20 protein-coding genes are annotated in these 20,169 nt (G+C 66.8%); 15 read left to right on the top strand and 5 right to left on the bottom strand.

What is annotated here, in order from left to right; genetic code table 11:
• Window positions 1-49 precede the first annotated feature (49 nt).
• On the top strand, window positions 50-250 hold the full coding sequence (locus tag IU448_RS27420; RefSeq protein WP_228814401.1) for a hypothetical protein: 201 nt from the start codon (window positions 50-52) through the stop codon (window positions 248-250).
• 13 nt (window positions 251-263) lie between these two features.
• Here the strand turns inward: IU448_RS27420 and IU448_RS27425 are convergent, their stop codons facing one another.
• Window positions 264-752, bottom strand: a complete 489-nt coding sequence (locus IU448_RS27425; protein ID WP_195058583.1) for a SixA phosphatase family protein — start codon at window positions 750-752, stop codon at window positions 264-266.
• Window positions 753-927: 175 nt separating this feature from the next.
• Between IU448_RS27425 and IU448_RS27430 the strand changes: the two genes are divergently transcribed.
• Window positions 928-2,604, top strand: coding sequence for a 4Fe-4S binding protein (locus tag IU448_RS27430; protein ID WP_195058584.1), 1,677 nt, complete (start codon window positions 928-930; stop codon window positions 2,602-2,604).
• A 408-nt stretch (window positions 2,605-3,012) separates the two neighbouring features.
• Here IU448_RS27430 and IU448_RS27435 read toward each other — a convergent pair whose 3' ends face one another.
• On the bottom strand, window positions 3,013-3,780 hold the full coding sequence (locus tag IU448_RS27435) for an acyl-[acyl-carrier-protein] thioesterase (protein WP_195058585.1): 768 nt from the start codon (window positions 3,778-3,780) through the stop codon (window positions 3,013-3,015).
• A 285-nt stretch (window positions 3,781-4,065) separates the two neighbouring features.
• On the opposite strand from IU448_RS27435, the gene IU448_RS27440 reads away from it, so the two are divergent.
• From IU448_RS27440 to IU448_RS27490, 11 genes are all read left to right on the top strand, one after another.
• Window positions 4,066-5,040 carry an NADPH:quinone oxidoreductase family protein gene (locus tag IU448_RS27440; RefSeq protein ID WP_195058586.1) on the top strand — a complete coding sequence of 325 codons (975 nt, stop codon included), beginning with the start codon at window positions 4,066-4,068 and terminating at the stop codon, window positions 5,038-5,040.
• Window positions 5,041-5,118: 78 nt separating this feature from the next.
• Window positions 5,119-5,649, top strand: a complete 531-nt coding sequence (locus IU448_RS27445; RefSeq protein ID WP_195058587.1) for a DUF3558 domain-containing protein — start codon at window positions 5,119-5,121, stop codon at window positions 5,647-5,649.
• Between the two features lie 4 nt (window positions 5,650-5,653).
• Entirely contained in the window at window positions 5,654-6,214 is a 561-nt protein-coding gene (locus IU448_RS27450) for a DUF3558 domain-containing protein (protein WP_195058588.1), read from the top strand.
• A gap of 262 nt (window positions 6,215-6,476) precedes the next feature.
• Window positions 6,477-6,851, top strand: coding sequence for a 30S ribosomal protein S12 (gene rpsL, locus IU448_RS27455; RefSeq protein ID WP_014353064.1), 375 nt, complete (start codon window positions 6,477-6,479; stop codon window positions 6,849-6,851).
• A 1-nt stretch (window position 6,852) separates the two neighbouring features.
• Window positions 6,853-7,323 (top strand): 30S ribosomal protein S7, encoded by a 471-nt coding sequence (gene rpsG, locus IU448_RS27460; RefSeq protein WP_014353063.1) that lies wholly within the window; start codon window positions 6,853-6,855, stop codon window positions 7,321-7,323.
• Between the two features lie 123 nt (window positions 7,324-7,446).
• Entirely contained in the window at window positions 7,447-9,549 is a 2,103-nt protein-coding gene (gene fusA / locus IU448_RS27465; RefSeq protein WP_195058589.1) for an elongation factor G, read from the top strand.
• An 86-nt stretch (window positions 9,550-9,635) separates the two neighbouring features.
• Complete coding sequence (gene tuf, locus IU448_RS27470) at window positions 9,636-10,826, top strand: elongation factor Tu (RefSeq protein WP_195058590.1); 1,191 nt, start codon at window positions 9,636-9,638, stop codon at window positions 10,824-10,826.
• A gap of 98 nt (window positions 10,827-10,924) precedes the next feature.
• The gene (locus IU448_RS27475) at window positions 10,925-11,143 is read left to right on the top strand and encodes a DUF433 domain-containing protein (RefSeq protein ID WP_195058591.1); all 219 of its coding nucleotides are present in this window, start codon (window positions 10,925-10,927) and stop codon (window positions 11,141-11,143) included.
• A gap of 60 nt (window positions 11,144-11,203) precedes the next feature.
• Entirely contained in the window at window positions 11,204-11,341 is a 138-nt protein-coding gene (locus IU448_RS27480; RefSeq protein ID WP_195058592.1) for a hypothetical protein, read from the top strand.
• 87 nt (window positions 11,342-11,428) lie between these two features.
• Window positions 11,429-11,596, top strand: a complete 168-nt coding sequence (locus IU448_RS29255; protein WP_324188733.1) for a tautomerase family protein — start codon at window positions 11,429-11,431, stop codon at window positions 11,594-11,596.
• Window positions 11,597-12,302: 706 nt separating this feature from the next.
• Entirely contained in the window at window positions 12,303-13,130 is an 828-nt protein-coding gene (locus IU448_RS27490) for a hypothetical protein (RefSeq protein ID WP_195058593.1), read from the top strand.
• Between the two features lie 62 nt (window positions 13,131-13,192).
• On the opposite strand, the gene IU448_RS27495 is transcribed toward IU448_RS27490, so the two are convergent.
• Window positions 13,193-14,443, bottom strand: a complete 1,251-nt coding sequence (locus IU448_RS27495) for an FAD-dependent oxidoreductase (RefSeq protein ID WP_195058594.1) — start codon at window positions 14,441-14,443, stop codon at window positions 13,193-13,195.
• Window positions 14,444-14,532: 89 nt separating this feature from the next.
• Here IU448_RS27495 and IU448_RS27500 point away from each other — a divergent pair, with 89 nt between their 5' ends.
• On the top strand, window positions 14,533-15,609 hold the full coding sequence (locus tag IU448_RS27500; RefSeq protein ID WP_195058595.1) for a helix-turn-helix transcriptional regulator: 1,077 nt from the start codon (window positions 14,533-14,535) through the stop codon (window positions 15,607-15,609).
• 132 nt (window positions 15,610-15,741) lie between these two features.
• On the opposite strand, the gene IU448_RS27505 is transcribed toward IU448_RS27500, so the two are convergent.
• Both IU448_RS27505 and IU448_RS27510 read right to left on the bottom strand, forming a co-directional pair.
• Window positions 15,742-17,844, bottom strand: coding sequence for a hypothetical protein (locus tag IU448_RS27505; RefSeq protein ID WP_195058596.1), 2,103 nt, complete (start codon window positions 17,842-17,844; stop codon window positions 15,742-15,744).
• Between the two features lie 544 nt (window positions 17,845-18,388).
• Window positions 18,389-18,745 carry an SPW repeat protein gene (locus IU448_RS27510; protein WP_195058597.1) on the bottom strand — a complete coding sequence of 119 codons (357 nt, stop codon included), beginning with the start codon at window positions 18,743-18,745 and terminating at the stop codon, window positions 18,389-18,391.
• A 221-nt stretch (window positions 18,746-18,966) separates the two neighbouring features.
• On the opposite strand from IU448_RS27510, the gene IU448_RS27515 reads away from it, so the two are divergent.
• Window positions 18,967-20,166, top strand: a complete 1,200-nt coding sequence (locus tag IU448_RS27515) for an NAD(P)/FAD-dependent oxidoreductase (RefSeq protein ID WP_195058598.1) — start codon at window positions 18,967-18,969, stop codon at window positions 20,164-20,166.
• The last annotated feature ends 3 nt before the right edge of the window (window positions 20,167-20,169 follow it).

Consider the following 20,169-nt stretch of genomic DNA (forward strand, 5'->3'; position numbering starts at 1 on the left):
AATTCCGCAGCCGGCAGCGCATCCGATTACCAGCACGTAACCTGGGATCATGGCCAAGGAAATCGACCGGATCCGGGCGCGTTCGGCCTGGGCCACGGTCAAGGAGAGCCCGGTGATCACCACCATCGCGGTGGCCCCCATCGTGGTGGTGTTCGGACTGGTGTGGTGGCTGCTCGGCGGCTGGGCGGCGTTCCTGCTCCTGGTTCTGCTGGGCGTGGGCGCCGTCTTCGGCGGCAAGCTCCTGCGCTGAGCCCGCGTACCGGTCAGCGCGGGATGTGGAAGGCCAGGTCGCCCGTGCCCGGCGCTACCCGGTCCCACGGCCGGTCGAAGCGCAGTACCGCCAGGGCCGATGTGGGGAACTTGCGGCCGAGCTGTTGCGCGTCGTCGGTATCGTGGTCGGCCGCCAGGTCCCAGGCGGCCCACGGCATACCCGGTGCGTGCCCGATCACCAGCAATGTGGACAGCGCCGGATCGGTGAGCTGGACGAGTTCGACGAGATAGTCGGGCTGCGCCTCGTAGATCCCGGCATCGAATTCCACCGGCGCGGTGATCGCGGTGGCCGCGAGGGTCTCCCGGGTGCGGGTCGCGGTCGAGCAGCGGACTGCCGATATAGGCGGCTGAGTGGCGCGTAACCAGTCCCCGGCCAGCGCGGCTTCGCGCCGGCCGCGCGGTGCCAGCGGGCGTTCGTGGTCGTCGATTCCGGGCGGGTACGCCGACTTCCCGTGCCGCATCAGGATCAGAGTCCGGGTCATGTGACCACCGTAAGCACCCTCCGTGCGGAGATGGACAACACACTCGAGGCAAACTGAAAGCGGCGTCACAATGGAGGGTGGGCCGGTGACCCCGGCCCGCAACCGATTGTCTGCCCTGCCCACCGTGACCCGGAAGGCACCAGCCCGCACATAAGTCTCGAGGATCTGCACAAATATGGCCTACGTAATCACGCAGCGTTGTTGTAACGATGCCAGCTGCGTTTCCGAGTGCCCGGTCGACTGCATCCGCCCGACTCCGGACCAGCCGGAATTCGCCACGACCGAAATGCTCTACATCGACCCCGACACCTGCATCGACTGCGGCGCCTGTGTCGACGCGTGCCCGGTGGAGGCCATCTTCTCCGAAGACGATCTCACCGCGTCGCTGGCCCGCTTCCGCGATATCAATGCCGCCTGGTTCGAGCGGCACCCGCTGGAATCCAATCTGGACCCGATCGCCACCCCCGTACGCCCGCCCAAGGACCTCGGGACGCTGCGGGTCGCGATCGTCGGTGCCGGTCCGGCGGCCGCCTATGCCGCCGACGAGCTACTGCGCCGTTGCGATGTCCAGGTGGAGATGTTCGATCGGCTGCCCACCCCGTGGGGTCTGGTTCGCGCCGGAGTGGCCCCGGACCACCCCGGTACCAAAACGGTGGCCGGGATGTTCGAATCGGCCGTCCGCCGCGACACCCTGCAGTTCTACCTGAACGTCGAGGTCGGCGAGCACATCAGCCACGAGGAGCTGCTGGCGCACCACCATGCGGTGCTCTACGCCGTCGGCGCCTCCTCGGACCGGCGGATGGGCGTACCGGGCGAGGAGCTGCCCGGAAGCCATTCGGCCACCGAGTTCGTGGCCTGGTACAACGGGCACCCCGACTACGCCGACCGCACGTTCGATCTGTCCGGGGAACGGGCGATCATCGTCGGAAACGGCAATGTCGCGCTCGACGTGGCGCGCGTGCTCACCGTGCATCCCGACGAACTCGCCAAAACCGATATCGCCGACCATGCCCTCGCCGCGCTGCGCAACAGCAATATCCGCGAGGTGGTGGTGCTGGGCCGGCGCGGACCGCTGCAGGCCGCCTACACCTCACCGGAATTCCTGGCGCTCGCGCACCTGTCCGGGGTCGACGTGGTCATCGATCCGGCCGAACTGAAACTCGATCCCGTCTCGCAGGCAGTGCTCGACGACCCCGAGGTCGAACCGCCATTGCGGCTGAAGTACACGCTGGCCGAGGAGTACGCCGCCAAACCGCCCACCGAGGGCAACAAGCGGATCGTGTTCAAGTATCTGGCCTCGCCTACCGCGGTTCGCGGAACCGACAAGGTCGAGGGCCTGGATTACGCGCACAACGAGTTGGTGGACGTGGACGGCGTGCTCAACGCCCGCGCCACCGACAGCACCGGCAGCTACGACGCCTCGCTGGTGCTGCGCTCGATCGGTTACCGCGGGGAACCGGTGCCGGAGCTGCCGTTCGACGATACGCGTGCCGTGGTGCCGAACGAACACGGCCGGGTGACCGGTCCCGACGGCTCCCCGCTGACCGGTGTGTACGTGAGCGGCTGGATCAAGCGCGGCCCCCGCGGCGTCATCGGCTCGAACCGGATCGATTCCGAGGAAACGGTCGAAGCCCTCATCGCCGATTTCATCGCCGGCAAATTGGCCGCGCCCACCGGCGACCGGGATGCCCTGCGGGCCCTGGTACAGCAACGCCGGCCGGACCTGGTGGACCGCGCCGGTTGGAAGGCTATCGATCAGGCCGAGCGGGGCGCCGGGAAGGAAGCCGGGCGTCCGCGGGTCAAGTTCACCACCCGCCCCGACCTGCTCCAGGCCGCCAAAGGCAGCGACTGATCCGGTCTCTACCCGGCGCCGGTGGATCGAATGCACAGCCGGGCGTCGTGCTTCGGACGCCGATACTCGCCGTATCCGGCGTCCGAAGCACGACATGTTCTTCCTCCCCGTGGCGCCCACTGAGATCGGTCTCCGCGGCGGCGCACAGTATGCGTGCAGCTCACCGGTCCGGTGAGCTCCGGCCGACCCTCGCAGTGACACCGGCAATTCGGCCCGACGCGGCTATCGCCGGCGCTGCGGCGATGACTCTCACCCGATCCGCCGATCTCAGCGGCCATGTCTGCACTTTCGAGAGTCTCGACGGCTAGGTGGTGCTCTTGTACGTGTCGCCGCGGCCGACGACGACGGTGATGTCCGGGCGATGCCGGATAAGCAACAGAACCCGCGCCGCCGGAGGTGGCGCAAATACTACAGCGGCGCGATGCGCACGATGGTGGTGGTGATTCCGTCGACCACGAACCATAGACGCAGAGTGGGATTCCCGTGGCTGTCGCCGGGTTCGTAATGGCTGCGGATGCTGATCTGCCGGCGCGCCAGCACCGGCGCGATGTATTCGATCACGGCCCGGTGCGGACCGGCCGCCAGTTCGGGATGGTCCACGAGATACCGCTCCACCGCCTGCCAATAGCAGGCGTTGTTCACGTGGTTGTACTGGTCGATATCGGTGGCACGCAGCGGGAACGGCAGATCGCTGTCCGATTCCGGCGGCGCGGGATCGGTGAGCCACGGCCGCCAGCGCAGGCGTTGTTCATTGGTTGTCTGCGCCAGATAGGCCAAACCCGCATCACTGATCCGGGCGGGCATATTGTTCGTCTCGTTGATCTTGATCCAGAAACCCTCGGTTTCGATCAGGCCCCCGCGGTCGCTGGTTATCCGCACCCGCATATTCGACCAGCGGGTGGACATACTGGAGCACCAGCGCAGCAGATGCACGGTGTCGGGCCACCGGACGGGCCGGATCACATCTATCACCGTGCGCCGGATTATCCAGTGCGGGTCGGTCTGCTCCAGGATGGATTGCTGCAGGTGTTCCCAGGCGATGTCCTGGAGGTAGCGGGCGATGCCGTCGAGACGCACGCGGTTGTACGGGTCCACGTCACCGGCTCGTACCGGCCACGCCGAAACAAACCCCATACCCTCCTGGGGAAGCGGGGCGAGTGGCTGATCGAGTGACACTTGCGCTCCTCGCGCGGCGGGTCGCGCCGCGGTACTTCTACTGAATTTCCTGTGCCAAGACTTTACGGTGACGTGCGTAACGCGGAGTGGGTGGTGTCAGTAGCCGACATAGCCGGAGCCGTTGGACACGCCGACCACACCTGGCACATTGTTCAGCGAGCCGTACCGTTCGATGGCGTAGCGGGTGCCGGCGATGATCGGATAGTTTGAGGTGGACGTATGGATTGGTACATATCAGCCGGTGCGTCTCATGCTCGCCGGTGAACGAACGAAAGAGGTCGGCATATGCGCGCAGCTCAGGTCAGCAGACTCGAAGGCCCCGAAGCGATCGAGATCGTCGACATCCCGGAACCGGAACCGCTGCCCGGTGGCGTCGTCATCGACGTCCACGCGGCCGGAGTCGCGTTCCCGGACGTGCTGATGACCCGTGGGCTGTATCAGATGAAGCCCGAGATGCCGTTCGTCGTCGGCGGTGAGGTCGCGGGTGTGGTCCGGGAGGCTCCCGAGGGTGCGCACGTGAAACCCGGCGACCGCGTCTGTGCCCTGACCATGCTGGGCAACGCCATGGCCGAGGTGGCCACCACTGCCGCCGAGATGGTTTTCAAGCTTCCGGACAACATCTCCTTCGAAGAGGGCGCCGGGATCCTGTTCAACGATATGACCGTGCACTTCTGCCTGCGAAACCGCGGCCGGCTCGCCGACGGCGAAACCGTACTCGTGCACGGCGCGGCCGGCGGAATCGGCACCTCGACCCTGCGGATGGCGACCGCGCTGGGCGCTGGACGGGTGATCGCGGTGGTCAGCACCGAGGCGAAAGCCGAAATCGCCCGGGCGCACGGCGCCACCGATGTGGTGCTCGCCGACGGCTGGCTCGACCGCGTCAAGGAAATCACCGGCAACCGCGGTGTCGATATCGTCCTCGACCCGGTGGGCGGCGACCGCTTCACCGACAGCATCCGATCGCTGGCGCGCGGCGGCCGGTTGCTGGTGGTGGGCTTCACCGGCGGTGACATCCCCACGGTCAAGGTGAACCGGCTGCTGCTCAAGAACGTGGAGGTCGTCGGCGCCGGCTGGGGTGAATGGATGCTGTCGCATCCCGGGTACCTCAGCGAGCAGTGGACCGAGGTCGGGCCACTGCTCGAGGCCGGCAAGATCGCCCCGCCGCAGCCGGTGCTGTTCCCGCTGGAGCAGGCCGCACAGGCCGTGGCCGCGCTGGAAAATCGCGCCGCCGCGGGCAAGGTCGTGGTGACTCTGCGCTGAACCGATACCGGCGGTGCGGGATCCATGGGCGACCTGCACCGCCGTCGGGGCCGCGGTTTCGTCGGTATTGTTCACAGCATGCGGATCAGGTCGGCGATAGTCCTCGGGTTAACCGCGGCATTTGCTCTGACGGGGTGCGGTTCCGACGCCGGCTCCGAAGAAGCCGACGGCCCTCGGGGGCCCGCGCCCAAGGTGGCCGCACTGGGTCCGTTCGTGGGGGAGTGCGGACACGTCACCGACGACGAGGTCCGCGATATCGGGGGGCTCGGCCAGATCACCCAGTCGTTCAAGAACGCGGTCGGTTGTAACTGGCAGTCCGGCGGGCTGAGTGGCTCGTCCATAACGTTCGCGTCGTATCGGGGCAGTCCGCTGGAGCGGGAGAAGGCCTGGGTCACGACGCACGGCCGCCCACCGGAACCGATCACCGTGGGTGGGCGCCCCGGCTTCGCGGCGCTGGACCCCGAGGGCCTCATCTGCGATCTGGCGGTGCAGCTCGACGACGATTTCTTCGAATGGTCGACCGCGCTGGGCAGATATTCGAATACCGGCGGCGATCCGTGTGATCGCAGCCGCGCGCTCGCCGAACTGACCATCGAGCGGCTGGAGTGAGACGATGACATTCCCCGGACGAGCCGGTCACGGCCGGATCCGCGCGCTGGCCGCGTCGGCGGCGATCCTGACGGCGGCGGTCCTCGGTGCCGGCTGCGGTAGCACGGTGGACGGCACAGCCCTGCCGGTCGGCGGCGGCGAAACCGTAGACACCGCACAGATCGACAAACTGCTCCGCGAATGCGATGTGGTCACCGACCAGCAGATCATCGATGCGCTCGGCGGTAACACCTACATCAGAGACTCGTTCTTCGGCGCGGTGTGCATGTGGGATATCGGCGGTGGTTCCGGGATGCTCACACTGAACTGGTACGAGAACGGCTCGCTGCGCAACGAACAGGAAACCAACGACAAACTCGGCTATATCACCACGAAGACCACGGTGCAGGGCACGATTGCGCTGGAGATACGCCGGCCGGACGATCCCAACTCGTGCGGGATGACGGCCAGCGCGGCCGATTCGGGAGTTATCGGGTGGTGGGTGAACTCGTCGCCCGGCGCCACCGCCGACCCGTGCGCCGCCGCGAAGAAGCTTCTCGAACTCACGCTCAACATCGCCCGATAAGGGGTACAGTTCCCACCCTGTTTTGACCGTATTCGCTGCGTCCGAGTACAGTGGACGGCTGTGCCCGGAAGGATACGGGCAAGTTCGAGCGCAGACGTAGGCCAGCGAGAGCGGCTGACGATTCCAGCGTGCCTGTAATTCGGGCCCTGAACTGCGCACGACACGCCCGACCCCGGGACGCGAGAAACGTGGTTGGACGTGCGGGTGAAAGCTCGATGAACAGACCTGACACCGCCAGAACCGATTAAAGGAAAGCCGGTCTATGCCAACCATCAACCAGCTGGTCCGTAAGGGTCGCCGCGACAAGGTCGCCAAGACCAAGACCGCGGCCCTCAAGGGGAGCCCGCAGCGTCGTGGCGTGTGCACCCGCGTGTACACCACCACCCCGAAGAAGCCGAACTCCGCGCTCCGTAAGGTCGCGCGTGTTCGCCTGACCAGCGCGGTCGAGGTCACGGCCTACATCCCCGGTGAAGGCCACAACCTGCAGGAGCACTCGATGGTGCTCGTCCGCGGCGGTCGTGTGAAGGACCTTCCCGGTGTGCGTTACAAGATCATTCGCGGTTCGCTCGACACCCAGGGTGTGAAGAACCGTAAGCAGGCCCGCAGCCGTTACGGCGCCAAGAAGGAGAAGAGCTGATATGCCGCGCAAGGGCCCCGCTCCCAAGCGTCCGCTGATCAACGATCCGGTGTACGGGTCGCCGCTGGTCACGCAGCTGGTCAACAAGATCCTGCTCGACGGTAAGAAGTCCACCGCCGAACGCATCGTCTACGGTGCGCTGGAGCAGGCGCGGGAGAAGACCGGCACCGATCCGGTCGTCACCCTCAAGCGCGCGCTGGACAATGTCAAGCCGTCGCTCGAGGTCAAGCCCCGTCGTGTCGGTGGCGCCACCTACCAGGTGCCGGTCGAGGTTCGTCCCGGCCGCGCCAACACCCTGGCCCTGCGCTGGCTGGTGAACTTCTCCCGGGCCCGCCGGGAGAAGACCATGGTCGAGCGCCTGGCCAACGAACTGCTCGATGCCAGCAACGGTCTGGGAGCCTCGGTCAAGCGCCGTGAGGACACCCACAAGATGGCCGAGTCCAACCGGGCCTTCGCGCACTACCGCTGGTGATGTCTGTCCGGCCCATCGCTCGGGTCGGGAGGCTTACGGAAGCACCGCTTCCGCTTTGACAGATATGGCGACCGCAAGGTCGTCGGCGAGAATCCCAACTAGCTACGAGCGGGGAAGAATTCCGTGGCACAGGACGTGCTCACCGACCTGAACAAGGTCCGCAACATCGGCATCATGGCTCACATCGATGCGGGTAAAACCACTACGACCGAACGCATCCTCTTCTACACCGGTGTGAATTACAAGCTCGGTGAAACCCATGACGGTGCGTCGACCACCGACTGGATGGAGCAGGAGCAGGAGCGTGGTATCACCATCACCTCCGCGGCGGTGACCTGCTTCTGGAACCAGAACCAGATCAACATCATCGACACCCCCGGCCACGTCGACTTCACCGTCGAGGTGGAGCGCAGCCTGCGCGTGCTCGATGGCGCCGTCGCCGTCTTCGACGGCAAGGAGGGCGTGGAGCCGCAGTCCGAGCAGGTGTGGCGTCAGGCCGACAAGTACGACGTGCCGCGGATCTGCTTCGTCAACAAGATGGACAAGCTCGGTGCGGATTTCTACTTCACCGTGCAGACCATCAAGGACCGCCTCGGCGCCCGGCCGCTGGTCATCCAGCTGCCGATCGGTGCGGAGGACACGTTCGAGGGTGTCGTCGACCTGGTCGAAATGAAGGCCAAGGTCTGGACCGGCGAAACCAAGCTGGGCGAGAAGTACGAGCTCCGCGACATCCCGGCCGATCTGGTCGAGAAGGCCGAGCAGTACCGGCAGGAACTGCTGGAGACGGTGGCGGAGTCCGACGAGGCGCTGCTGGACAAGTTCTTCGGCGGGGAAGAGCTCACGATCGAAGAGATCAAGGGCGCCATCCGCAAGATGACGGTCAACTCCGAGCTCTACCCGGTGCTGTGCGGTTCGGCGTTCAAGAACAAGGGCGTGCAGCCCATGCTCGACGCCGTGATCGACTACCTGCCTTCGCCGCTGGACGTCGAATCCGTGCAGGGTCACGTGCCCGGCAAGGAAGACGAGGTCATCACTCGTAAGCCGAGTGCCGACGAGCCGTTCGCCGCGCTGGCGTTCAAGATCGCCGTGCATCCGTTCTTCGGCAAGCTGACCTACATCCGCGTCTACTCGGGCAAGGTCGATTCCGGGGCCCAGGTCATCAACGCGACCAAGGGCAAGAAGGAACGTCTGGGCAAGCTGTTCCAGATGCACTCCAACAAGGAGAACCCGGTACCTTCGGTCAGCGCCGGCCATATCTACGCGGTCATCGGCCTGAAGGACACCACCACCGGTGACACCCTGTGCGATTCGAACAACCAGATCGTGCTGGAGTCCATGACCTTCCCGGATCCGGTCATCGAGGTCTCCATCGAGCCGAAGACCAAGTCCGACCAGGAGAAGCTGGGCACCGCGATCCAGAAGCTCGCCGAAGAAGATCCGACCTTCACGGTGAAACTGGACGCCGAAACCGGCCAGACCGTCATCGGCGGTATGGGCGAGCTGCATCTGGACATCCTCGTGGACCGGATGAAGCGCGAATTCAAGGTCGAGGCGAACGTCGGCAAGCCGCAGGTCGCCTACCGCGAAACCATCACCAAGCCGGTGGAGAAGCTCGAGTTCACCCACAAGAAGCAGACGGGTGGTTCGGGTCAGTTCGCGAAGGTCATCATCGGCCTGGAGCCGTTCGTCGGTGAGGACGGCGCCCACTACGAGTTCGAGAACAAGGTCACCGGTGGCCGTGTGCCGAAGGAATACATCCCTTCGGTGGACGCGGGTGCTCAGGACGCCATGCAGTACGGTGTGCTCGCCGGTTACCCGCTGGTCAACCTGAAGGTGACCCTGCTCGACGGTGCCTACCACGACGTCGACTCCTCGGAGATGGCGTTCAAGATCGCCGGCGCGCAGGCGCTCAAGGAAGCGGCCCGCAAGGCCGGTCCGGTGATCCTCGAACCGCTGATGGCGGTCGAGGTCACCACGCCCGAGGACTACATGGGCGATGTGATCGGCGACCTGAACTCCCGCCGTGGCCAGATCCAGGCCATGGAGGAACGCAGTGGTGCCCGTGTCGTCAAGGCGCTGGTTCCGCTCTCGGAGATGTTCGGCTACATCGGTGACCTGCGGTCGAAGACCCAGGGCCGGGCGAACTACTCCATGGTGTTCGATTCGTACGCGGAGGTTCCGGCCAACGTGTCGAAGGAGATCATCGCCAAGGCGACCGGCGAGTAACACCTGCCGGGCGTCTGCACGACCCCCTTGTAAACAATCCGCACTGCTGCAACTGCAAGCAACAACAAGTCCAGGAGGACACCACAGTGGCGAAGGCGAAGTTCGAGCGGACGAAGCCGCACGTCAACATCGGCACCATCGGTCACGTCGACCACGGCAAGACCACGCTGACCGCAGCGATCACCAAGGTGCTGGCGGACAAGTACCCGGACCTCAACGAGAGCTTTGCGTTCGACATGATCGACAAGGCGCCCGAGGAGAAGGCCCGCGGTATCACGATCAACATCTCGCACGTCGAGTACCAGACCGACAAGCGCCACTACGCGCACGTCGACGCTCCCGGTCACGCCGACTACATCAAGAACATGATCACCGGCGCGGCCCAGATGGACGGTGCCATCCTGGTGGTTGCCGCCACCGACGGCCCGATGCCGCAGACCCGTGAGCACGTGCTGCTCGCCCGTCAGGTCGGCGTGCCCTACATCCTGGTCGCGCTGAACAAGTCGGACATGGTCGACGACGAGGAAATCCTCGAGCTCGTCGAGATGGAGGTCCGTGAGCTGCTGGCTTCGCAGGAGTTCGACGAGGATGCTCCCGTCGTGCGGGTTTCCGGCCTGAAGGCGCTGGAGGGCGACGAGAAGTGGGCCGAGTCCATCGTCGAGCTGATGAACGCGGTCGACGAGTCCATCCCGGACCCGGTGCGTGAGACCGACAAGCCGTTCCTGATGCCGATCGAGGACGTCTTCACCATCACCGGCCGTGGCACCGTTGTCACCGGTCGTGTGGAGCGCGGTGTGGTCAACCTCAACGAGGAAGTCGAGATCGTCGGCATCCGTCCGGAGAAGACCAAGACCACCATCACCGGTATCGAGATGTTCCGCAAGATGCTGGACACCGCTCAGGCCGGTGACAACGCGGGTCTGCTGATCCGTGGTATCAAGCGCGAGGATGTGGAGCGCGGCCAGGTCGTCATCAAGCCGGGCACCACCACCCCGCACACCGAGTTCGAGGGTCAGGCCTACATCCTGTCGAAGGACGAGGGTGGCCGCCACACCCCGTTCTTCAACAACTACCGTCCGCAGTTCTACTTCCGTACTACTGACGTGACCGGTGTTGTGACCCTGCCCGAGGGCACCGAAATGGTTATGCCCGGCGACAACACCGAGATGTCGGTGAAGCTGATCCAGCCGGTCGCCATGGACGAGGGTCTGCGTTTCGCGATCCGTGAAGGTGGCCGTACCGTCGGCGCCGGTCGGGTTACGAAGATCGTCAAGTGATTCGCTGAATCGCTGGGAACGGCGTCGCTCCGAAAGGAGCGGCGCCGTTCGCTGTTTCCGGGACCTCGGGTGGTACTCGGTACGCGTATGATTCCGGTATGTCCAGGATTACGTTCGATCCGAACCAGCTCGGTGGTAGGCCGTGTATTCGTGGTATGCGTATCCGGGTCACGGATGTTCTGGAGTTGTTGGCGGCGGGTGAGAGCGAGGATTCGATGCTCGAGGACTACCCATATCTCGAGCGGGAGGACATCCGGGCCTGCTTGATGTTCGCCGCAGCGGGAGCCGACCGTCCTGTGCTCCGAACCGCGTCGTGAATTTTCTGGTCGACGCTCAATTGCCGCCCGCACTGCACTGGGCTTTTATTATTGCGAGATATGAATTCTCATCGGATATCGATGAGAATGGCAAACTTTGATATCGGCGACCTGCCGCATGAAGCGCAACTTGCGTTAATAGATCGAATGGTCGATCTGCTGATCGACTACGACGCATACAGAGCTGTTGGTGCATGAACCGGAACGGTTTGCTGCGCCGTCCGCGTTTCCGGCGCCGGAGTACTACACGTTGGTGACCGTCGACTTTTTTCCGGGGGGACTGTGGTGGCGAAACGGCGGCTCTACCGGGAAATCGTCGGGCGGCTGGGCGTCTTCGGGATTCCGGAAGATCATGTGACTGTGGTGGTCCGGGATACTCCGTGCGAGAGCTGGGGTTTTCGTGGCGGGCAGGCGGCATGCGATGTCGATCTCGGATTCGATATCGATGTCTGATTGCGGTGGGATAGGGCGGTGGGGTGGAGAATCGCCATCGGGCCGCTGCTCGGGCGATAGTGCTGAGAGGGATGAGTCGACAGGGTCCGTTGAGGGCGGCTAAGGTCCGACTCGGCCTGGTAACCGGTGGGGCACATCGTCATCAGTCGCGCCGAACAGATTCGGCGGATGATATGCCGGACAACCGGATACGCCGTACATGGCGGGCCGAGTAACCGGACGGGGGCTCCGAGTGGTGCCGGCGCCGGGGGTCGGGTCCGAAGAAAGCAGGACGAGGTAGATGACGAACCCGCAACAACCCGGTGCCGGCGATCAGCAGGGGGGATTTCCGCCGCAGCCGCCCGGGGGGACGCCGCCTTCTTCCGGCGGGCACCCGCAGCCCGGGATGTACGGGCCCGGACCGCAACAACCGTATGGTCCGGACCCGCAGCAGTTTCCGCCGCAAGGTATGCAGCCTGGATATGGGCAGCCGCCGTACCCGCCGCATCCCGGGGGACCGTACGCATCGCAGCCCGAGGGGCCGTACCCATCGCAGCCCGAGGGGCCGTACGCATCGCAGCCCGGGGGACCGTACGCATCGCAGCCCGAGGGGCCGTACCCATCGCAGCCCGGGGGACCGTACGCACCGCAGCCCGGGGGACCGTACGTATCGCAGCCCGGCGGGCCGTATCCACCGCAGCCCGGCAAGAGCCGCGGGACCGTGGTGATGGTGACGCTGGCAGTGGTCGCGCTGGTGATCGGTCTCGGCGTCGGCGGGTATTTCCTGCTGTCCGGCGGCGGGGCCGGGGATCCGCGCGCTGTCGCTCAGCAATTCGTGGACGGTGGCGGCGAGAACAAGGAGCTGATCTGCGCATCGGACCTCGCGAAGATCGAGGAAGCCGGAGCGTCGGCGCCTCGCCCCACCGAACCCGTCACGATGCCGGACGGTACAGCCGCGACGAGTGAGCTGGTAGATGTCGATGTGCCCGAGGGAAGCGACCGGGGGACCTTCACCGTCGAGACGGACGTGACGGTCGGTACGCAGAACCACAGCCAGACCTTCGAGTACGACCTCGTCCGCGAAGACGGCGAATGGAAGGTCTGCGGCATTCTGGGGGCTTCGGCGCCCGGAGACAGTGACTCCGACGGAAGCGGTGACCCCGGCGAACCCGGGAACAGCGATACCGGCGAGCCCGGCAGTAGTGACTCCGACAGCAACAGCGCCGGTGGCAGCGGCTCGGGCGATCCGCGCGATACCGCCCAGCAATTCGTGGACAGCGACGGGACAGACAAGAGGCTGATCTGCGAAGCGGATGTCGCGGCGCTGGAGCTGGCGGAGAAGGCGGGGACCGGACCGATCCAGCTGCCGGATTCCGAGTATTCGACGAGGACGATCACGAATATCGATGTGCCCGCAGGCAGCGATAGTGGGTCCTTCACCGTCGAACTGGGTGCGAAGGGGGCTGCCACACCCCTCAGGTCGCTCGACTACGAGCTTGTCCGGGAAAACGGTGCCTGGAAAGTTTGCGGCATCCTGGACGCTTGGCTCGGTTGATCCGCTGCATGCCTGCGAAGGTTGCTGCCTTCGCAGGCACGGGCAGGCGCCGGTTGCTCCACTCAGGAGCGGTGCCTGTGGGCGAGGAGCTGGGCGGCGGCAAGTACCGGGGCTACCGCGGTCGTGGCCGCCGCGCCGAGCGGGGAACCGGTGGCGCGCATCAGACCGACGGTGCGCATGGCCGCGACGAGTACTTCGCTACCGCGTACCCGCATATCCGCCTCGAAGCGGCTCACCGCGACAGGCAGGGTGACCGTGCCGGCAGCGACCGCGCGCAGGTTGGCGACCAGGCTTGCGGCGTCCCGGATGGCAGCGCCGGCTCCCATACCCGCGGTGGGTGGGGTCGCATGGACGGCGTCGCCGAGAGCGGTGACGGCGCCGGCGGGCCACGGCGCGAGATCGCGGGCCCGGGTGGAGGCGGCATTGAAGCGGAACGCGCCGATACTGCCGGGTTCGGCACGTTCGATGACCTCGAGCGCCGACCGTCGCCACCCTTCGCGATCGAACGCGGTGAGAAGCGCGGACCGCAGCTCGGCGCCCCGCAGCGCGCGCAGCGCATCGGTCGCGGCGGATTCGGCGAACATGGCGCCCCAGATGTAGGTGGGGCCGGTAGTGACCGACTCCCTCGGACCGGTCGTGTGGAGGACGGCATTGCCCACCGGGTCGAGGTAACCGATGTACAGGGCGGTGGTGCGCGGCCCGAGCACCATACTGGAGCGCGGTCCGAGCCGCTGCCGCTCGGCGGCGCCGAGATCTCCGGCGGCGGTGCGGCCGGAAAAGCCGATGATTCCGGTCGGTTCGCTCGTCGCGCGGCCCGCGAGCCGGCGGGCGACCAGCGAGTGCGCACCGTCCGCACCCACCAGAAGATCGCCCGAAACGGTGGTTCCGTCGGCGAGCAGCGCCTGCGGTGCGCCGGTGGGGGTGCGGGCGATATCGGTGACCGGTGAACCCAGTTGCAGATCGGCGCCGGCCGCATCGGCCAGAATCGTCCGCAGGGTGATGCGGTCGATATCGACGCCGGGATTGTCGTCGAGGCTCGGCCCGTGACCCAGCAGCCGGCCGTGCCGGTCCCAGAAGGCGTCTCGGGCTCGTAACCGCAACGCCGAGGACGATCCCAGCAGCCGTTCGAAGATCTCCGGCTCGACGAGTTCCTGCAGCGCCGCCTGCGCTCGGCCGTCGAGCGTGATGTGGTAGCCCCCGGTCTGCGCGATATCGAGATCGCGATCGAAAACCGAGACCTCGAAATCGTGCCGGCGTAGCCCGGCGGCCAATGCCAGGCCGCCGATTCCGCCTCCGACGATGATGATGCGCACTAACGGTCTCCCGGATTCGTGGTGAGTTACTTCCGGGCCCCGACAGTGCCATCGGTAGTGGCCATCGAATGTCCACTACTTTGGTGCCGGTGGCCGAAACTTCCCGGCGCGCTCTGCGCCTGCTGTCACTACTCGCCGCCCGGCGCATCTGGTCGCTCGGTGACCTGGCGGCCCGGCTGGAGGTGAGCACTCGAACGGTCCGGCGGGATATCGATACGCTGCGCCGGCTGGGCTATCCGGTCGTATCGTTGCGCGGCCCGGACGGGGGCTACCGGCTCGAGGCGGGGCATACACTGCCACCTCTGCTGTTCGACGCGGAGCAGGCGCTCGCCGTCGCGGTGGCGCTGCAAACGGCCCCGCATTCGGTGTCGGGTCTCGGTGAAGACGCCGCGCGGGCCCTGGATGCCCTCGAACAGGTCATGCCCCCCAGACTGCGGGCCGCGGTGGAGGCGCTGCGGCTCACCAGATTGCAGAACTACTGGGAGTTTCCGGCGCCACCTATCGAGGCGACGGCGTTGCAGGTTGCGGGCAGTGCCGTCCGCCGGCACGAAATGCTCATCGTCGAACCCTTCGGCCCCGACGGCATCCGCTCGGATCCGGGTACGGCGGGTTTCACCCCGGCCCGGCGCCTCGAACCGCATCACCTGGTGGTCTGGGCGGGCCGGTGGTATCTGGTCGGATTCGACCACGCCGACAATGCCTGGCGCGTGCATCGCCTCGACCGTCTCCACCTGCACGCGCCCACGGGAATTCGGTTCGCTCCGCGAGAACTGCCCGGCGGCGATGTTGCCCACCTGGTCATGACCAGCTATGACCGCGGCGATACGCCTGCTGCGTGGAAGTACACCGGAAGTGCCCGGCTCGATCTTCCGGCCGAGACTGTCGCGCGCTGGGCACCCGGCGGATCGGTTGTCGAACATCTCGATTCCGGCCACTGCCGCCTCACCGTCGGCGCATGGTCGTGGGCCGGAATCGCCGGACTACTCGCCACCTTCGATACCGACATCACCGATGTCCAACCCCCGGAACTGGTAGCCGCGTGCAGTCGGCTCGAGGAAAGATTTCGGACCGCCGCGGGTATCGATCGGACGCGGTGCAGAAGGGCCGGCGCGACCTGGACCCCGGATTCCCTATCTACCGCGGCCGAGCCGAGCGCACCCGAGTAGTCGCCGATCGGTGGCCCGACGGGACCGGCGTCGACGGGCTGAATCTCGGGGCCGGTTCCGACGGCAGCGATGTGGCCGTAGGTATCACTCGGCTACAGCCGGCCGGTACCGGCAGTTCGGCTCAGCGCCGCTTCACGATTCGCGGGCCGCCTGCAGTAGGGCGTTGGCGAATTTCACCATCTGAGCCGGACCGCCGTACCAGGCGGAAACCGCCGAGAGCACCGCAGCACGCGCTTCCCGTGCCGCCTGGGCGACCTCGGTGGTCGATACCTCGCCGGCTTCCGCCTTACCGGCGAGAACCTCGAGATCATCGCTTGCCGTGAGCAAACGCATGATGAGGTGAATATCGATATCGGCGCCTTCCTCGCTGCGGCTGTGCCGGGATGGGGTGTCGGCCGGTACCGGGCCGCGCTCCGGTTCGGTGAGCGCCGGGGCGGTGAGGTCGGCCGTGATCGGCTCCGGCCGGTCGGCCGGCAGTGGTGACGGGGCTTCCGCGGCTTCGCGGGCGCGCCGGGACCGCCGGGTTTCCAGTGGTGGGCGCGACTGGTCGTTACCGGCCGGCGCTTCCGGTGCGGTACGGGGTTCGTCGGGCACCAGAGTCAGCGGTGTCGACGTTGCGCGGCGCGCAGTGGGCTGTGGATCGGCCGCCGCTTCGGCTGCGGTGCTCTCGGCGTGCCGGGAGGCGGGCGGTTCCTGCTCGGACTCCAGGATGCGGGTGAGGATTTCGGAGACGGGGGCCGTGCCGGAATCATCGTCGGAGTCGCTGCTGTGTGCCGATTCCGGATCGAGCAGGCGATCGAGTATCGGGGTGGCGTCCGCGGGCGGCGCGAGTCGCGGGGGCGCTTCGGCCTCCGGCGCAGAATCGATACCCTGACCGCCGGTATCGGTCTCCTCCACCGGCCCTTCGGCGCGGGATGCGGCGGCATCCGGTTGCCGGCGGGCGGAGCGTTCGCTATCCGGCTTGTAGCGGGACGCGGACCGCGGCATCCGGCGTGGAGCCGGGAGTTCCGCGACCGGTTCGGATTCCTGGCTGCCGAGATTCGGCGGGGACGAGGGCGGCGAGTCCGCGACGGTAGCGGCCGCCGGAGAGTCCCCGGTGCCGGAACCGGGTGCCTCCTCGATTCCGGCGGGGGCGTGCCGGGCCGCGGACCGGGGCAGGCGGCGGGCCGGTAGCGCGGGCGGGGCGGATTCGTCTTCGGTGGTAGTCGCCGGTGCGGGGGCGTGACCGCGCGAAGTACGGGTGGGCAGGGCGGACCTGGCGGATTCGGGACCGTCGGCGGACTTGCCCGCGGAGGGCAGCTCATAAGAGGCGCCGGAACGGGAGCCGGATTCTTCGGGGCGGTGCTGGTCTTCGAACGGGTTGAACTGGTCCGCGTCGGATTCGGCCGGTTCGGTCAGCGCCGGTTTACGGCGCCGGCCACCACTTTCGAGCGCCTGCGGTACCGGTTCCTCGCCGATCGAACTGAGCCAGCTGGGCAGCGAACCGGTATCGGCGGACGATCCGCCGCAGGAATCGGATTCGGGGGCCGGACGATAGGTACCGGGATCGCCGGCCGGCGGCAACGCGCCGCCCGAACCGCCGTCGTCGTTCTGCTCGGCGGTGTGCAGTTGAGTGGTTGCGCGGGGCATCTCGGCCGGGCCGCCGGACGGTACGGTCAGCTCGTCGGGGCGCTGGGAATCCGGCTGGTACGCCGCGGGCATCGGGATCCGCGATGACGACGACAGTGCGGGCGACGGTTCGCCGGACTGGGAAATCCGCGGCAGTGCCGCGGAATCGGCTTGACCGGAAACCTGATGCGATCCGCCCGTTGCCGCGGCGCGCGTGTGCAGCGCGGCTGTTTCGGGACCGTCGTCCGGTACATACGGGGGCCCGTCGGCCGGTGGCGTGGTGAAACGGGAATTCGATTCGTGCTCCACCGGGCTCATCGCCTGGACTTCCGGTGCGTCGCCGATGACACCCGAGGTGTTCCAGGCGGCGAACGGGTCGAGAGCCGCTGACCCGGCAGTGTTCTGGGGGTTCTGGTGTGGGGCGGACGGTGGTGCGGGGGTCCACGTGTAACCGCGGTCCGGAACGGACTCGGGCAGGTTCGTGGCGCCGTTCGAACCCTCCGCCGAATCGAATCCGTTGGATCCGAAGCCGGCGAAGCCCCTCGACTCGGAGTTGCGCGGCCCGCGCCCGTACTCCTCCGGGCGGGCGCGGCGTTCGTCTCCGAGGCTGGCATTTTCGGCATCCATGCGCTCATTCTTACCCACCCGAGTGGGATTCGTTCTAGTGCGCGAGGCTCCTCATCTCCGCACGCGGTACTCAGGGTGACGAGGATTACAGCGACGCCGAGTTCGCGCCCGACGCCGTCGGGTTCCGCAGGTTTTCCGGACATGCCGCGCTGACGTGCTCCTACGGTGAGAAGTCCCGGCACTGGCGAGGAACGGCTCGGGGACGCGGTGGCACGCACGTCGATCAGCGCCCGCGCCGCGGTTGCCCTCGGGTGGCGATGGCGCAAATGCGCCCCGTTGGTGCCCCCTGGACGCGACGCGCAGGGACGAAGTGCGCAGTTCGGTGAATTCGCACCGGTAACCTGGTTCGTTGCGCTGTAGGCAGGAAGGCGGGTGGCCTGTGTGCAGGCCGGATGAATCCGTCGCCGGAGCAGCGGAATCGAGCCGGGTGAGCTTGGCCGGTGAGCCGAGCGCTCACCCGGCAGGGCGCCCCGGTGGGCGAGCGGGAGCGGCCGCGATCACCTGCCCGCCGAGGCAACCGGCGGGAAGATCGGTGGCGCCGGGATCAGTGGTGCGGCGCCGCCCGGTGCATTCGTCCCGCGACGGCCGGCAATGCCGCGACCGCCAGTACGACGGTGACGATGCCGACGACCCACGACGTCCATGCCGCGCCGTTGTATGCGGTGTAGTCCATGACCCAGGGTGCGAGGAACAGCAGCGCGCCGAACAGGCCCATCGCGTAATCGGTGGCCGCCAGCGCCGGCCGGTACATCTGGGCGAGCCCGGTCAGTGCGATGAGTAACCCGAGCACGATCATCGTCCACACGGCCCGATCGTTGGTGGCCACCCAGATCGGCGAGAGGGCGGTGAAGATTCCGAGCACGACGGCCAGGAAGTCCTGGGTCCGGCTTTCGGTGAACATAATGGCCTCCTGAAAGTGGAAACAGGTCCGTTGACAGGGCCTGACCTCGGTATAGCTGGCGCAGCGCGGCCGGTCGATATCGCGATGGACACGATTGCGCGGCGAAACGATGCGGAAGGTGTCGCTGGCCTCGACCGGGCTGCCCAAGTTAGGGTGGGCTACACATTTTTCTAGAACACGTTTCAGTCGCGGCGCGAGCGGGCCGCAGGAGGGAGTTCGGTATGTCCGCGCCGATCGTGATCGCCGGTGCCGGCCTGGCCGGGCTGCGCACCGCCGAAGAACTGCGCCGAGCCGGGTACGCCGGGGAACTGGTACTGCTCGGCGACGAGGCGCACGCGCCCTACGACCGCCCGCCGCTGTCCAAACAGTTCGTACGCGGCGAAATCGACTCGACCCCGTTGCGTCCCGAGGAGTTCTACGGCGAGAAAAATATCGATCTCCGCCTGAAAACCGCGGCCGTCGGCGTGGACTCCGCCGCTAAGAAGGTGCGGTTGGCCGACGGTTCGGCGCTCGAATACGAACACCTCGTGATCGCCACCGGACTGACCCCCCGCCGCCTGCCCGGCACCGAGGATGTCACCGGCGTCCACGTGCTGCGCAGCCACGACGATGCCGTAGCCATCCGGGAAAGCGCGCGCACCGCCGAGCAGGCCCTGATCATCGGCGCCGGATTCATCGGCTGTGAACTCGCCGCCAGCCTGCGCGCCGACGGAACGGCTGTGGTGCTGGTGGAACCGCAACCCGCTCCGCTCGCCGGTGTGCTCGGTGTGGAAGTCGGGGAACTGGTGGCCCGCCTGCACCGCGCCGAAGGGGTCGACCTGCGCTGCGGTACCGGTGTCGACACCCTGCTGACCGATCCGGACGGCCGGGTCCGCGGTGCTCGGCTCGCCGACGGTTCGGAAGTTTCGGCGCAACTGGCGGTCGCGGGTATCGGCTCCCGTCCGGTCACCGATTGGCTGGCCGATTCCGGGATCGAACTGGCCGAACCCACCGCAGGCGGCGGTGTGTTCGCCGACGAGGCCGGCCGCACCAGCGTGCCCGGTGTCTGGGCGGTGGGCGATGTCGCGGCCTGGCGGACCCCGACCGGTGAGCATCGCCGGATCGAACACTGGACCAATGCGGGCGAACAGGCCAAACTGCTGACCTGCGCCCTGCTGGGAACCGAACCGCCGAGCGCGCCGCAAGTGCCGTACTTCTGGAGCGACCAGTACGACCTCAAGATCCAGGCGCTGGGCACCCCGCGCGCCTCCGACGAAATCCGTATTCTCGCCGACGACGGCCGCAAATTCCTTGCCTACTACATTCGCGAGGGCCGGCTGGCCGGGGTGGTGGGTGCCGGAATGACCGGCCGGGTGATGAAGATGCGGTCCGCGATCGCCGCGGCCGCCCCGGTGGACGAACTGCTGGGCGCCACTCAATAACCT

The organism is Nocardia flavorosea (assembly GCF_015477805.1).
GTDB classification, from domain to species: domain Bacteria; phylum Actinomycetota; class Actinomycetes; order Mycobacteriales; family Mycobacteriaceae; genus Nocardia; species Nocardia flavorosea_A.

What these genes read in the sequence shown, in the direction of transcription:
- IU448_RS27420 (WP_228814401.1), top strand. Translation starts at nt 50, where the DNA reads ATGGCCAAGGAAATCGACCGGATCCGGGCGCGTTCGGCCTGGGCCACG.
- IU448_RS27425 (WP_195058583.1), bottom strand. Translation starts at nt 752, where the DNA reads ATGACCCGGACTCTGATCCTGATGCGGCACGGGAAGTCGGCGTACCCG.
- IU448_RS27430 (WP_195058584.1), top strand. Translation starts at nt 928, where the DNA reads ATGGCCTACGTAATCACGCAGCGTTGTTGTAACGATGCCAGCTGCGTT.
- IU448_RS27440 (WP_195058586.1), top strand. Translation starts at nt 4,066, where the DNA reads ATGCGCGCAGCTCAGGTCAGCAGACTCGAAGGCCCCGAAGCGATCGAG.
- IU448_RS27445 (WP_195058587.1), top strand. Translation starts at nt 5,119, where the DNA reads ATGCGGATCAGGTCGGCGATAGTCCTCGGGTTAACCGCGGCATTTGCT.
- IU448_RS27450 (WP_195058588.1), top strand. Translation starts at nt 5,654, where the DNA reads ATGACATTCCCCGGACGAGCCGGTCACGGCCGGATCCGCGCGCTGGCC.
- rpsL (WP_014353064.1), top strand. Translation starts at nt 6,477, where the DNA reads ATGCCAACCATCAACCAGCTGGTCCGTAAGGGTCGCCGCGACAAGGTC.
- rpsG (WP_014353063.1), top strand. Translation starts at nt 6,853, where the DNA reads ATGCCGCGCAAGGGCCCCGCTCCCAAGCGTCCGCTGATCAACGATCCG.
- IU448_RS27475 (WP_195058591.1), top strand. Translation starts at nt 10,925, where the DNA reads ATGTCCAGGATTACGTTCGATCCGAACCAGCTCGGTGGTAGGCCGTGT.
- IU448_RS27480 (WP_195058592.1), top strand. Translation starts at nt 11,204, where the DNA reads ATGAATTCTCATCGGATATCGATGAGAATGGCAAACTTTGATATCGGC.
- IU448_RS27490 (WP_195058593.1), top strand. Translation starts at nt 12,303, where the DNA reads ATGGTGACGCTGGCAGTGGTCGCGCTGGTGATCGGTCTCGGCGTCGGC.
- IU448_RS27505 (WP_195058596.1), bottom strand. Translation starts at nt 17,844, where the DNA reads ATGGATGCCGAAAATGCCAGCCTCGGAGACGAACGCCGCGCCCGCCCG.
- IU448_RS27510 (WP_195058597.1), bottom strand. Translation starts at nt 18,745, where the DNA reads ATGTTCACCGAAAGCCGGACCCAGGACTTCCTGGCCGTCGTGCTCGGA.
- IU448_RS27515 (WP_195058598.1), top strand. Translation starts at nt 18,967, where the DNA reads ATGTCCGCGCCGATCGTGATCGCCGGTGCCGGCCTGGCCGGGCTGCGC.